This window comes from Streptomyces sp. NPDC005805 (assembly GCF_040630445.1).
Classification (GTDB): domain Bacteria; phylum Actinomycetota; class Actinomycetes; order Streptomycetales; family Streptomycetaceae; genus Streptomyces.
This window is the reverse complement of record NZ_JBEXXN010000092.1, coordinates 1-12,727: the sequence shown is the minus strand read 5'-3', so window position 1 is coordinate 12,727 and position 12,727 is coordinate 1. Positions and strand designations below refer to the sequence as shown.

12 protein-coding genes and 1 pseudogene are annotated in these 12,727 nt (G+C 73.6%); 9 read left to right on the top strand and 4 right to left on the bottom strand.

Translation table 11 applies throughout. The features are described 5' to 3' along the window. A pseudogene (locus tag ABZ457_RS29790) lies at nt 1-71 on the top strand (DUF3830 domain-containing protein); the annotation flags it as partial. A gap of 116 nt (nt 72-187) precedes the next feature. Here ABZ457_RS29790 and ABZ457_RS29785 read toward each other — a convergent pair. Beyond that, nucleotides 188-1,360 carry a peptidoglycan bridge formation glycyltransferase FemA/FemB family protein gene (locus tag ABZ457_RS29785; protein ID WP_359163921.1) on the bottom strand — a complete coding sequence of 391 codons (1,173 nt, stop codon included), beginning with the start codon at nt 1,358-1,360 and terminating at the stop codon, nt 188-190. 323 nt (nt 1,361-1,683) lie between these two features. On the opposite strand from ABZ457_RS29785, the gene ABZ457_RS29780 reads away from it, so the two are divergent. Next, nucleotides 1,684-2,898 (top strand): Ig-like domain-containing protein, encoded by a 1,215-nt coding sequence (locus ABZ457_RS29780; RefSeq protein ID WP_359163919.1) that lies wholly within the window; start codon nt 1,684-1,686, stop codon nt 2,896-2,898. Nucleotides 2,899-2,928: 30 nt separating this feature from the next. Here the strand turns inward: ABZ457_RS29780 and ABZ457_RS29775 are convergent, their stop codons facing one another. Then, a complete protein-coding gene (locus ABZ457_RS29775; protein WP_359163917.1) occupies nt 2,929-3,366 on the bottom strand; it encodes an ATP-binding protein in 438 nt (145 codons plus the stop codon). Between the two features lie 84 nt (nt 3,367-3,450). Here ABZ457_RS29775 and ABZ457_RS29770 point away from each other — a divergent pair, with 84 nt between their 5' ends. Together ABZ457_RS29770 and ABZ457_RS29765 are read left to right on the top strand one after the other, a co-directional pair. After that, nucleotides 3,451-4,299, top strand: coding sequence for a helix-turn-helix transcriptional regulator (locus ABZ457_RS29770; protein ID WP_359163914.1), 849 nt, complete (start codon nt 3,451-3,453; stop codon nt 4,297-4,299). Then, on the top strand, nt 4,259-4,600 hold the full coding sequence (locus ABZ457_RS29765) for a DUF397 domain-containing protein (RefSeq protein WP_359163912.1): 342 nt from the start codon (nt 4,259-4,261) through the stop codon (nt 4,598-4,600). Before ABZ457_RS29770 ends, ABZ457_RS29765 begins: the two co-directional genes overlap by 41 nt. On the opposite strand, the gene ABZ457_RS29760 is transcribed toward ABZ457_RS29765, so the two are convergent. Together ABZ457_RS29760 and ABZ457_RS29755 are read right to left on the bottom strand one after the other, a co-directional pair. Then, nucleotides 4,597-6,726, bottom strand: a complete 2,130-nt coding sequence (locus tag ABZ457_RS29760) for a HEAT repeat domain-containing protein (protein WP_359163910.1) — start codon at nt 6,724-6,726, stop codon at nt 4,597-4,599. The genes ABZ457_RS29765 and ABZ457_RS29760 overlap by 4 nt on opposite strands. A 95-nt stretch (nt 6,727-6,821) precedes the next feature. Continuing rightward, on the bottom strand, nt 6,822-7,505 hold the full coding sequence (locus ABZ457_RS29755; protein ID WP_359163924.1) for a pirin family protein: 684 nt from the start codon (nt 7,503-7,505) through the stop codon (nt 6,822-6,824). Between the two features lie 109 nt (nt 7,506-7,614). On the opposite strand from ABZ457_RS29755, the gene ABZ457_RS29750 reads away from it, so the two are divergent. From ABZ457_RS29750 to fabF, 5 genes are all read left to right on the top strand, one after another. Continuing rightward, complete coding sequence (locus ABZ457_RS29750) at nt 7,615-8,799, top strand: helix-turn-helix domain-containing protein (RefSeq protein ID WP_359163907.1); 1,185 nt, start codon at nt 7,615-7,617, stop codon at nt 8,797-8,799. An 89-nt stretch (nt 8,800-8,888) separates the two neighbouring features. Beyond that, the gene (locus tag ABZ457_RS29745; protein WP_359163904.1) at nt 8,889-9,815 is read left to right on the top strand and encodes an ACP S-malonyltransferase; all 927 of its coding nucleotides are present in this window, start codon (nt 8,889-8,891) and stop codon (nt 9,813-9,815) included. Nucleotides 9,816-9,836: 21 nt separating this feature from the next. Next, a complete protein-coding gene (locus tag ABZ457_RS29740) occupies nt 9,837-10,904 on the top strand; it encodes a ketoacyl-ACP synthase III (RefSeq protein WP_359163902.1) in 1,068 nt (355 codons plus the stop codon). A gap of 81 nt (nt 10,905-10,985) precedes the next feature. Next, the gene (locus tag ABZ457_RS29735) at nt 10,986-11,237 is read left to right on the top strand and encodes an acyl carrier protein (protein WP_359163899.1); all 252 of its coding nucleotides are present in this window, start codon (nt 10,986-10,988) and stop codon (nt 11,235-11,237) included. A gap of 87 nt (nt 11,238-11,324) precedes the next feature. After that, nucleotides 11,325-12,587 carry a beta-ketoacyl-ACP synthase II gene (gene fabF / locus ABZ457_RS29730; protein WP_359163896.1) on the top strand — a complete coding sequence of 421 codons (1,263 nt, stop codon included), beginning with the start codon at nt 11,325-11,327 and terminating at the stop codon, nt 12,585-12,587. Nucleotides 12,588-12,727 lie beyond the last annotated feature (140 nt).

The following is a 12,727-nucleotide window of genomic DNA, read 5'->3' as shown; positions in this document are numbered from 1 at the left end:
CCCCCATCCCGGGCGACCTGTGCTACTTCACCTTCACCGACACCCAGTTGGGCACCGCCTCCTACGGCTACGGCGAGCGCGCCGGCCTCCAACACGCCCCGCGGCGCAGATGCCGCACCCCCGGCCGGGGTGCCGGGGCCCCCGGCCCCGGCCACCACCCCGGTCCCCGGCGCGCTCCCCGCGCTCGTCACCGGCGCGCCAGGTACGCCTGGAACGCCCGGTACAGCGCGTGGTTGGCGGTGCCGTCCAACGGTCTCTCCCATTCCCCCGAGGTCTCCACGACCTCGCCCCCGGTCCCCAGCTTCCAGCGCAGCAGTCCGTGGGCGCGCTCCTCGGGGTCGAGGGTGGAGGGTACCCCGCGCATGTCGTACACGTCCGCGCCCAGCGCGTGGGCGTCCTGGAGCATCCGCCACTGGAGGAGGTTGGAGGGCCGCACCTCGCGCCGGTGGTCCGCGGACGCCCCCGTCTGGTACCAGACCCGCCGGCCGACCCGGACCATCGTGTGCGCGGCCAGGATCTCGCCCCGGTGCCGGGCCAGGTACAGCGTCATCCGGCCCGGCTCCTCCGCGTTCAGCGCCGCGTACTGGCGCTGGTAGTACGCCAGCGAACGCCCCAGCCGGAAGCCGTCCCGCGTCTCCGTGATCCCCAGCAGCCGGTGGAACTCGGGCAGGTCCGCCGCGCTGCCGACCACCGTCTCGACGCCCTCCCGCCGCGCCCGGCGCACATTGCGCCGCCACTCCTGGTTGAGCCCGGCCCACAGCTCGTCCGGGGTCCGCCCGGCGAGCGGGACGCGGAAGACGAACCGGGGCTGCGCGTCCCCGTCCTCCTCCCCGCCGCAGCGGTGCCAGCCCCGGGCCCGCAGCCGCTCCGCGACCACCGAGCCCACCGGGTCGACCTCCCGGGCGAGCACGTCCGTGATCCGGCGGCCGGGCCCGGTCGCCGCCTTCAGGCGGGCCGCGTCCCAGACCCGGTGCGCGGGCGCGGGCCCGATCCGCACGGCGAACGCGCCCGCCGAAGCCAACTGCCGCAGCAGTGGGTTCAGCCAGGCGTCGATACCGGGGTCGGCCCAGTCGGCGACCGGCCCCTCCGGCAGGTACGCGAAGAACTTGCGCGTCCCGGGCAGCCGCCGCATCAGCACCAGCGCCGCGCCCGTCAGCTCCCCCGCCTCCGGTCGCGGCCCCCAGCCGAACAGCAGCGGCCGCCAGCCCTCCTTCACCTGCCCCCAGGACGGGCACTGGAGAAATCCTGGGGCGAGGGCCTGACCGGCCGGGGAGGCCAGGAAGGCGCGGTAGGCGTCGGCGGTGACGGGGGCGAGCACGGTGTCGCGGCCTCGGTCGGCCGGCAGGAGCAGCGCGGACACGGTGGGACCTCATGTCTGTCGGTGTGGTGGGGGCCTGTCGGTGTGGTGGGGGCCGGGGGCGCCGTGTCCCGCACGGCGGTCCCTCCTGGCGGTGCGATGGATGCTCACAGCCGTCCATGACCGTCCCGACCGGCGAATGTGACCGGACGATGACCGTTGTGCCGCAAGGCCCGTCACACACCGCGAACGGCTCTCACCTGCGGTTTCGCCGCCCTACGCTCGCCGTCGAGCCGCTTCTTTCCGCTTCTTTCCGCCGCCGCGCAACGGTCCGTCCCCCATGGGCCTCTTCTGTGGCGGCCCAGACCTGTACGACGGAGGTTCCGATGCGTCCCATACACCCCGCGAGAGCCGTGTCCGCTCACCCGATACGGACCCGGATCGCGGCGACCGCCCTGCTGCTGGCGCCGCTCGCCGCCTGCTCGGCGGGTACGTCCGGCGGTGGCGGCGCCGACGACGGGAAGCCGGGCGGCGGGAAGGACCGTCCCGCGACGGTGACCGTCACCCCCAGCGGCGCCAAGGCCCCCGCCGGGAAGCCGGTGACGGTGGACGTGCGCGGCGGGACCCTGGTGAAGGCCGTCGTCACCGACGCCGAGGGCCGCTCCCTCGGGGGCGAACGTTCCGGCGACACCGCCTGGAAGTCCGCCCGCAAGGCCGCCCCCGGCACCACGTACACCGTGCGCACCACCACCCGCACCCCGGACGGCACCGAGCGCACCGACGAGTCCTCCTTCACGACCGCGCCCGCGGACCGGGTCAACAAGGTCGACTGGCGGCCCGGCGCGGCGACCACGGTCGGCGTGGCCCAGCCCCTGTCCCTCGTCTTCGACCACCCGGTGACCGACAAGGCCGAGGTGGAACGGCAGTTGAAGGTCACCGTCCCGGACGGCACCGAGGGCTCCTGGGGCTGGATCAAGGACTACTCGGGCCGCGACCGGGTGGACTGGCGGCCCAAGGAGTACTGGAAGCCGGGCACCGAGGTCCGGCTCGACGCCCGGCTGAACGGCACGGACTCCGGCGACGGCGGCTGGTTCGTCCGCGACTACTCCACCCACTTCACCGTGGGCTCCCGCCAGATCGTCAAGGTCGACCTGGACGCCAAGCGCCTGACCCTGGAGCGGCACGGCGAGACCGTCCGCTCGATCCCGGTCTCCGGCGGGACCCCCGGCGGCAAGAAGCGCTCCTGGGGCGGCACCACGGTGCTGATGGCCAAGGAGGGGACCATCAACATGAACTCCGAGACGGTCGGCCTGGGCGACGCCTACGACAAGATGGTCGACTACTCGATGCGGCTCACCTGGTCCGGCATGTACGCGCACGCCGCGCCGTGGAACGCGCAGCACATGGGCCGCGCCAACCGGAGTTCCGGCTGCATCGGCATGGACACCCCCGACGCCTCCTGGTTCTACGGCCAGGTCCGCCCCGGCGACCCCTTCGAGATCACCGGAGGCGACACCAAGGGCGTCCCCGACCCCGGCAACGGCTTCGGCGCGTGGAACCTCTCCTGGGAGGAGTGGCAGGCGAAGAGCGCGCTGCGCTGAGGCGGGTGGACGCGGCGCGGGCGGCCCGGATCAGGCGTCCGCGCCGGGGAGTTTGGACATGCACTCGAACCAGACGGTCTTGCCCGGCGGCCCGAAGCGGTGGGGCAGCACGCCCCAGCGGTCGGTGACCGCGTCGACCAGGAGCAGCCCGCGCCCGTCCTCGGCGGTGACGTCCCCCCGGCCGGGGCTGGGCACGACGGGGCTGCCGTCCGAGACCTCGACCCGCACCCCGCCGTCCTGGAAGGTGACCAGGGTCTGGCAGCGGCGGCCGGGCACATGGCGCACCACGTTCGCGATCAGCTCGGTGAGGGCGAGTTCGGCGGCGTCGCAGACGTCGGGGATACCCCAGGAGACGAGGTAGGTGCGCAGGATGCGGCGCAGGTGGCGGGCGGAGTGCTCACCGACGGCCATCTCGGCGCGGTAGCCGGGCCCGAGTGCCGGTTCCCGCGCATCAGTTGCGTGATTCATGCCACCAGGGTGCGACGCGGCGACTACGCTCGGCTACGTAAGGAAACGAACGCCGAAAGGCGTTGCAGGCCGGAGGTGCCCGTCGTGGCCAACATCCAGTCACTCGATCCCAGCGCGTCCCCCCTCGACTACTACGGCTGGGAGTTACGCCGGCTGCGGGAAGCGGCGGGCCTCAAACAGGGCGAGCTCGGCGACATCGTCTTCTGCTCGGGGTCCCTGATCGGCCAGATCGAGACCACGAAGAAGGTCCCGACCAGGGAGTTCTCCATGCGGGTCGATGTGGCCCTCGGCACGGACGGGCTCTTCTCCCGCCTGATCGGGCTGGTACTGCGCAGCCAACTCCCCAGCTGGTTCCAGCCATACGCGGAGATGGAAGCGAAGGCGTCCTACATCTCCACCTATCAGGCGCAAGTGGTACCCGGTCTGATGCAGACCGAGGGCTACGCACGGGCGGTCCTCGCCACCGGGGAGATGGATGACCTCGACACGCTGCTGGCAGCCCGGATGGAGCGGCAGCGCATCGTGGAGCGCGCCCACCCACCACTGGCGTGGGTCGTGCTGGACGAGGCGGTGCTGCACCGTCAGGTCGGTGGCATCGCCGTGATGCGCGCCCAACTGACGCGCCTGTTGGACTACACGGACCACCGCTGTATGCGGGTCCAGGTACTGCCGTTCTCGGCGGGTGAGCATCCTGGACTGGCAGGTGCCTTCAATCTGCTGCGCTTCGAGGACCACCCGGACATCTTCTACACCGAGGACATGATGTCCGGTCACATGACCGCCGATCCCAAGACCATCAAGCAAGCGTCCCTCCATTACGCTCACTTGCAGGCCCTCGCCCTCTCAGTGAGGGATTCGGCGGCGCTGATCAAGCGTGTGATGGAGGAACACTATGGACACCCGACCCGACCTGGCGAAGGCCCCTTGGCGTAAGTCCAGCTTCAGCGGCCCCAACGGTGGAGACTGCGTCGAATGCACCGTCACCGGCCCCGCTGCCTGGCGTAAGTCCAGCTTCAGCGGGAGCACCGGGGGCGACTGCGTCGAGTGCACGGTCACCGGCACCGCCACCTGGCGCACGTCCACCCACAGCGGCAACACCGGCGGCGACTGCGTCGCGGTCGCCGACGGCTGCCCCTCCGCCACCGTGCCCGTCCGGGACAGCAAGAACCCGGACGGACCCGTCGTGGTCTTCGAGGCCGCCGCCTGGCAGACCTTCGTCAACGGTCTCCGCTAGGACACCGGGCGGGCGCGGAGGGCCGCCAGGACCTCGCGCGCCCGTATCCGGAAACGTTCGTCCGCGCGGACGATCTCCGTGTCGACGCCCGAGTTGATCACCCGGGCGTCGCCCTCCGCCAACACGGCCAGCCGCGCGGCCTGTTCGGCCGGGACGCCGTCCGGGCCGAGGGCGAGCAGCGCGTCCAGGACGGCGAGGGGCGGCGCGCCCCTCTCCGCCGCGTCCAGCACCGTGGCCGCGAGCCCCGGCCGGTCCCCGTCCTCGACGGCGAGCAGCGCGAGGACCGCCGCCGGGACCTGCTGCGGGTGGCCGAGCAGGGCCCGGAGGCGCGGCTCCAGCGGCCGGCCCGCCGGACCCAGCAGCGCGGCGGCCTCGGCGGCCCGTATCGCCGTCCAGCGGTACCACTCCTGGCCCGTCGCCCGCTCCAGGACCGCGTCCAGCACGGGCACCGCCGCCTGGGCGTCGCCCGTGATCCGCCACAGGGCCGCCGCGATCGCCACATCCGCGTCCAGGACCGGGACGATCGCGTCCTCACCCGCGCCGCTGAGGGCCGCCCGCAGGGCCGGGACCAACCCGGCCGCCCCCGCGCCGAGTTCACCCGCCGCCATCGCCGCCGAGGCGACCTCGTTCTTCCCCTCCGTCAGTTCTCGGGCCAGCGCGGCGAGCAGCGGTTCCGCGTCCCCGGTGAGGGTGTGCAGGGCCCGGGCGACGACGGACGGGCCGTCCGCCGCGTGCGCGCGCAGGGCCGCCGCCGCGCGGGCGCGCTCCTCGGCCGGGGCTGCCGGGGCGACGGCCGCCAGCGCCCGCGCGGCCGGGAGCGGATGACTGCCGAGGTACCCGCACACCCCGGGCAGCGCCGGGACGGCCCGCGCGCCCCACTGCCGCAGCAGACCCAACAGCTGGAACGGCTCGTTGCCGCTCAGCCCACCGGCCCGCAGCCGCTCCCGCACCGCGTCCAGCAGACCGGCATGGAACGGGAAGTCACCGGCCGCGCGGAACCCGGCCGCTGCGTCCAGCGCCCACGGCAGCCGGCCGAGGCCCCGGGCCAGCAGCGGGGCGGCCTCCTCCGGCGCGACCTGGACCAGCGCGACGAGCGCCCGGTCGCCGAGGTCGTCCTCGTGGGCGGCTTCGGCGAGGGCCTTCAGCGCGGGCGCGGCCCCGGCGGCGGCCGGGCCGAACCGGGCGACCAGCGAGGCCGCCCGGCGCGGTTCGGCGCCGGGGGCGAGCAGGGGGATGAGCGCGGGGAGCAGCCGGTCACTGAGCCCGCGTGACTCCGTGACGGCGTCCTCCGCCGCCCACAGCGCCTCCTCGACGGCTTTGGGCCGCCCGCAGGCCAGGGCCGCGAGGAGGAGGTCCCCGGCGGCCTCCGTGTCCTGTGCGGTCCGCCGCTCCAGCAGGGCGAGGACCAGGGCGTGCAGCGGCTCGGCGCGGTCCAGGTCGAACCGCTCCCGGCCGAGAGCGTCAGCGGGGAGCAGGGCGAGGACCGTCTCGTGGTGGGCCCGCTCCCAGCTCTCCCCCGCGTCCAGCGCGGTGAACACGGCGGCCAGCCGCAGCGGCGCGGGCCGGTCCGGGCCCAGCTCCGCGCGGGCGAGGCGGGCGGCCTCGCGCACGTCCGACCGGCCCAGGGCGGTGAGGAGTTCGGCCCGCACCAGCGGCTCGGTCTCCACCGCCCAGCGCTCGCGCAGCGCGGTCCCGGCACTCCCGGCCGCCCGCATCTGCCCGACGGCCCAGGCGGCGGCCTGGCGCACCCGGGGCTCCTGGTGGGCCAGCAGCGGTATCAGCAGGGGCAGTTGGGCGGCGACGGCGGCGCGGACCGTGCCCGCCGGGACACCCCACTCGTCCTCGCTCCCGGCGAGCCCGCCGAGGAGCAGCAGCGCCTCCGCCGGGCGGCGCCCGGCCGCCGCGACCCGGGCCAGGAAGGGCGCGGCCTCGGCACTCGCCGGGTAGACCGTGCCCTGGTGCAGGATGCTGCCGTACAGCTCGGACTCCGCCTCCGACGCGGCCTCCTCGTCCTCCCCCGCGAAGGCACGCAGCAACTCCGGCAGATCCTCCGCCCCGCCGTAGGCATGCGAGAAGTCGGCCCAGGGGCGGGCGTCGAGGCCGTCGAGCGCGTGTGCGAGATCCATACCGGGATCATCGCAGCGGGGTCCGACAACACCCCCGGCGCACAGCGCCCTCCACCGGCGCGCGCCCTCACGTTCACGCCCCCGGCGCACCGCGCTCACGCCCCCGGCCCCGGCCCCGCCATCTCCCACACCAGCACCTCGGCCCCGGACTCCGCGCCCCCGACCAGCGCCAGCCCCTCCGCGTCCGTGATCCGCGCCGCGTCCCCGGGGGACAACGTTTCTCCGGCGTCCGGGCCGAGGGCGACCCCGCCCCGCACCACATGCACGTACAGGAACTCCCCGTCCGGCACGGCGGTCCGCTCCCCGGGCGCCAGCCGCCGCGCGTGCAGCATCGCCCGCGCCTGCGGGAGGGCGTACGGCGTCGCGTCGGCGATCCCGCGCACGATCTCGTACGAGGGCTCCCCGCCCGGGTCGAGCGGCGCCAGCCACATCTGCACGAACACCAGCGGCTCGTCACCGTCGTTGCGCTCGGTGTGCCGCACCCCGCCCGCCGCGCTGAGCCGCTGCACGTCCCCGGGGCGGACCACACTCGCGTGCCCGGCCGAGTCCCGGTGGGTCAGCTCGCCGGAGACGACCCAGGTGACGATCTCGGTGTGGCTGTGCGGGTGCTCGTCGAAGCCCGCGCCCGGCGCGAGGCGCTCCTCGTTGCAGGCCAGCAGCGGGCCGAAGCGCAGATTGTCCGGGTCGTAGTGGCCGCCGAAGGAGAAGGCGTGCAGGGACTCGATCCCCGCCCCGGGCTCCCCGCCCGGGTAGCGGTCTCCGGCGCGCCGGACCGAGATGCTGGAGGCTGTCACGCGTCCACGGTAGCGGCGGCGCGCGCACCGGCCGGCGCGATGCCGGGAACCCCTGCACTCGGTCCCCGCGTCCTGATAAGGCACTCTTGTCCCCGTGCCCGAACCTGCTGCGAACGCCTCCCACCCGCACTCCGCGACCCTGCGCCGCCTGGAGCAGTCGTCCGGCCGGCTCGCCGCGAACGCGATCGCCCGCATGGACGAGACGCTGCCGTGGTACCGGGCCATGCCCCCGGAGAACCGGTCCTGGATCGGGCTGGTCGCCCAGGCGGGCATCGCCGCGTTCACCGAGTGGTTCCGCCACCCGGAGACCCCGCAGGCGATCTCGACCGACGTCTTCGGCACCGCGCCCCGGGAGCTGACCCGGGCGATCACCCTGCGCCAGACCGTGGAGATGGTCCGCACCACCATCGAGGTCATGGAGACCGCGATCGAGGAGGTCGCGGCCCCCGGCGACGAGTCGGTGCTCCGCGAGGCGCTGCTCGTCTACGCGCGGGAGATCGCCTTCGCCACCGCCCAGGTGTACGCGCAGGCGGCCGAGGCCCGGGGCGCCTGGGACGCCCGGCTGGAGTCCCTGGTGGTCAACGCGGTGCTCTCCGGCGAGGCCGACGAGGGCGCGGTCTCTCGCGCGGCGGCCCTCGGCTGGAACTCGCCCGACCACGTCTGCGTGATCCTCGGCACCGCGCCCGACGGGGACAGCGAGCTGACCGTGGAGGCGATCCGCCGGGCCGCCCGGCACGCCAAGCTCCAGGTGCTGACCGGGGTCCTCGGCGACCGCCTGGTCGTGATCGCGGGCGGCAGCGACAACCCCCTCCAGGTCGCGAAGGCGCTGATCGGCCCGTACGCGGCCGGGCCGGTGGTCGCGGGCCCGATCGTGCCGGACCTGCTGGCCGCGACCCGGTCCGCGCAGGCGGCGGCGGCCGGGCTGAAGGCGTGCACCGCCTGGCAGGACGCCCCCCGGCCGGTCCTCGCGGACGATCTGCTGCCGGAACGCGCCATCGCCTCCGACCCCGCGGCGCGCGAGCAGTTGGTGGAGGAGATCTACAGACCGCTGGAGGAGGCCGGTTCGGCGCTCCTGGAGACCCTGAGCGTCTATCTGGAACAGGCCAGCAGCCTCGAAGGCGCGGCCCGGATGTTGTTCGTCCACCCCAACACCGTCCGCTACCGGCTGCGACGTGTGACCGACGTCACCGGGTGGTCGCCGTCCGACGTCCGCTCGGCGTTCACGCTGCGAATCGCCCTGATTCTGGGGCGTCTGGCCGACGGGGACACGCAGTCCTAGACTTTTGTGGGACACCGACAATTCCCCCGACGGTTCTTCGTCCCTGTCCCCACGGGCGTCGGAAGCCGTCCACAAGAGAGAGTGTGAAGGTGCTCGTACTCGTCGCTCCCGGCCAAGGCGCCCAGACGCCCGGCTTCCTGACCCCCTGGCTCGAACTGCCCGGCGCCGCCGACCGCGTCGCCGCGTGGTCCGACGCCATCGGCCTCGACCTCGCCCACTACGGCACGAAGGCCGACGCGGACGAGATCCGCGACACGGCCGTGGCCCAGCCCCTGCTGGTCGCCGCCGGACTGCTGTCCGCCGCCGCCCTCGGCACCCTCGCCGAGATCGCGCCCGGCGCGGTCGCCGGCCACAGCGTCGGCGAGTTCACCGCCGCCGCCCTGGCGGGCGTCGTGGACGAGACCACCGCGCTGCGCCTGGTGCGCACCCGCGGGCTCGCGATGGCGGAGGCCGCCGCGGTCACCGAGACCGGTATGTCGGCGCTGCTCGGCGGCGACCCGGACACGAGCGTCGCGCACCTGGAGAAGCTGGGCCTGACCCCGGCCAACATCAACGGCGCGGGCCAGATCGTCGCCGCCGGCACCATGGCGCAGCTCGCCGCCCTGGAGGCGGACAAGCCCGAGGGCGTGCGCAAGGTGGTGGCCCTCAAGGTGGCCGGTGCCTTCCACACGCACCACATGGCGCCCGCCGTCGCGAAGCTGGAGTCGGCCGCGGCCGATGTGACGCCCGCCGACCCGGCCGTCCCGTACGTCTCCAACAAGGACGGGCAGACCGTCGACACCGGCTCCGCCGTCGTCTCCCGGCTGGTCGGCCAGGTCGCCAACCCGGTCCGCTGGGACCTGTGCATGGAGACCTTCGCGAAGCACGGCGCCACCGCGCTGATCGAGGTCTGCCCCGGGGGTACGCTCACGGGTCTCGCCAAGCGCGCCCTGCCGGGCGTGAAGACCCTGGCTCTCAAGACGCCGGACGACCTCGAAGCGGCTCGCGCGCTGCTGGCCGAGCACTCCGCCGCCTGAGCCGACAAGGAGCCCCTGAGCATGTCGAAGATCAAGCCCAGCAAGGGCGCCCCGTACGCGCGGATCATGGGTGTCGGCGGCTACCGGCCCACCCGGGTCGTGCCGAACGAGGTGATCCTGGAGACGATCGACTCCTCCGACGAGTGGATCCGCTCCCGCTCGGGCATCGCCACGCGCCACTGGGCCTCCCCCGAGGAGACCGTGACGGCCATGTCCGTCGAGGCGTCCGGCAAGGCGATCGCCGACGCCGGGATAGCGCCGGAGCAGATCGGCGCCGTGATCGTCTCCACCGTCTCGCACTTCAAGCAGACCCCGGCCGTCGCCACCGAGATCGCGGACCGGATCGGGGCGGGCAAGCCGGCCGCCTTCGACATCTCCGCGGGCTGCGCGGGCTTCGGCTACGGCCTGACCCTCGCCAAGGGCATGATCGTGGAGGGCTCGGCCGAGTACGTCCTCGTCATCGGCGTGGAGCGGCTCAGCGACCTGACCGACCTGCACGACCGGGCCACCGCCTTCCTCTTCGGCGACGGCGCGGGCGCGGTCGTCGTCGGCCCCTCGGACGTGCCGCACATCGGCCCGACGGTCTGGGGCTCGGAGGGCGACAAGTCCGAGACCATCAAGCAGACCGTCCCGTGGAACGACTTCCTCCCCCGCTCCTCGCTTCGCTCAGGCGGGGGGACCCCCACCGGCGACGTCTCGCAGCTCCCCCTCGACGAGAGGGGCGAGGTCAAGTTCCCCGCCATCACGCAGGAGGGCCAGGCGGTGTTCCGCTGGGCCGTCTTCGAGATGGCGAAGGTCGCCCAGCAGGCGCTCGACGTCGCCGGCATCGAGGCGGCCGACCTGGACGTCTTCATCCCGCACCAGGCCAATATGCGGATCATCGACTCGATGGTGAAGACGCTCAAGCTGCCGGAGCACGTCACGGTCGCCCGTGACGTGGAGACCACCGGCAACACCTCGGCCGCCTCGATCCCGCTCGCGATGGAGCGGCTCCTGGCGACCGGACAGGCGAAGAGCGGCGACACCGCGCTCGTCATCGGCTTCGGGGCGGGTCTCGTCTACGCCGCCACGGTCGTTACCCTCCCCTAGGCACCGTGCGGAACCCCGGATCTCCGGAGAAACCGCGCGGACCCCGCCACACCCTCTGATACACACCGAAGGAGCGCCAACATGGCCGCCACTCAGGAAGAGATCGTCGAAGGTCTCGCGGAGATCGTCAACGAGATCGCCGGCATCCCGGTCGAGGACGTCCAGCTCGACAAGTCCTTCACCGACGACCTGGACGTCGACTCGCTGTCCATGGTCGAGGTCGTCGTCGCCGCCGAAGAGCGCTTCGACGTCAAGATCCCGGACGAGGACGTCAAGAACCTGAAGACCGTCGGCGACGCCGCGGGCTACATCCTCAACCACCAGGCCAAGTAACCGTCCTGGGCTCGTGACGCGCTGGTCGCCGCCCTCGGTGGCACCGTGACAGTTCAGCACCCCGATGACAGTGGAGAAAGAATTCCTGTGAACTCGACCAATCGCACCGTGGTCGTCACCGGTATCGGCGCAACCACACCGTTGGGTGGCGACAGCGCATCGACCTGGGAGGGCCTGCTCGCCGGGCGTTCCGGTGTCCGGACCCTGGAGGAGGAACGGTACGCCGACCTCCCCGTCCGGATCGCCGCGACCGCCGCGGTCGACCCGGGCGAGGTCCTGCCCCGCCCCCTCGCCCGCAAGCTGGACCGCTCGGCGCAGTTCGCGCTGATCGCCGCGCGCGAGGCGTGGGCCGACGCGGGCTACACCGGCCCGGCCGGCGAGGACGAGGGCGTGGCCCCGGCCCGCCTGGGCACCGTGATCGCCTCCGGCATCGGCGGCGTGACCACCCTGCTCGACCAGTACGACGTGCTGAAGGAGAAGGGCGTCCGCCGCGTCTCCCCGCACACCGTCCCCATGCTGATGCCCAACAGCCCCTCCGCGAACGTGGGTCTGGAGGTGAACGCCCAGGCGGGCGTGCACACCCCGGTCTCCGCCTGCGCGTCGGGCGCCGAGGCGATCGGCTACGCCGTCGAGATGATCCGCACCGGCCGCGCCGACGTGGTCGTCGCGGGCGGCACCGAGGCGGCCATCCACCCGCTGCCCGTCGCGGCCTTCGCCAACATGATGGCGATGTCGAAGAACAACGACGAGCCGACGAAGGCGTCCCGCCCCTACGACACCGCCCGTGACGGGTTCGTCCTCGGCGAGGGCGCGGGTGTCGTGATCCTGGAGTCCGCGGAGCACGCGGCCGCGCGCGGCGCGCGCGTCTACTGCGAGGTCCTGGGCCAGGGCCTGTCCGCGGACAGCCACCACATCGCCCAGCCGGAGCCGACGGGCCGCGGTATCGCCGCCGCCCTGCGGAACCTGCTGGAGTCCACGGACCTCAAGCCCGCCGAGGTGGCCCACCTCAACGCCCACGCGACCTCGACGCCGCAGGGCGACGTGGCCGAGATCAAGGCGCTGCGCTCGGTCCTCGGCGACGACCTGAACCATGTCGCGGTCTCCGCGACCAAGTCCATGACCGGCCACCTGCTGGGTGGCGCGGGCGGCATCGAGACCGTCGCCACGGTCCTCGCCCTCCACCACCGCACGGCCCCGCCGACGATCAACGTCGACGACCTGGACGAGTCGGTCGACGCGGACATCGTCCGCGACGAGCCCCGCGCGCTGCCCGAGGGCACCATCGCGGCGATCAACAACTCCTTCGGCTTCGGCGGCCACAACGTGGTCCTCGCCTTCCGCACGGTCTGACAACCGGCCCCGGACATGACCGGTGGCCCGGCTCCCCTCGGGGGGAGCCCAGCCGCGCCGCCGTGTCCAGGGTCATGAGCCCGCCCCTTGCTTGCGCAGTTCCTTGGCCAGTTGGTAGAGCCCGGCCAGCTCCACTCCCT

Excerpts from the sequence above, each read along its gene's own strand:
- ABZ457_RS29740 (WP_359163902.1), top strand. The coding sequence starts at position 9,837 with ATGTCGAAGATCAAGCCCAGCAAGGGCGCCCCGTACGCGCGGATCATG.
- ABZ457_RS29765 (WP_359163912.1), top strand. The coding sequence starts at position 4,259 with ATGGACACCCGACCCGACCTGGCGAAGGCCCCTTGGCGTAAGTCCAGC.
- ABZ457_RS29760 (WP_359163910.1), bottom strand. The coding sequence starts at position 6,726 with ATGGATCTCGCACACGCGCTCGACGGCCTCGACGCCCGCCCCTGGGCC.
- ABZ457_RS29780 (WP_359163919.1), top strand. The coding sequence starts at position 1,684 with ATGCGTCCCATACACCCCGCGAGAGCCGTGTCCGCTCACCCGATACGG.
- ABZ457_RS29735 (WP_359163899.1), top strand. The coding sequence starts at position 10,986 with ATGGCCGCCACTCAGGAAGAGATCGTCGAAGGTCTCGCGGAGATCGTC.
- ABZ457_RS29775 (WP_359163917.1), bottom strand. The coding sequence starts at position 3,366 with ATGAATCACGCAACTGATGCGCGGGAACCGGCACTCGGGCCCGGCTAC.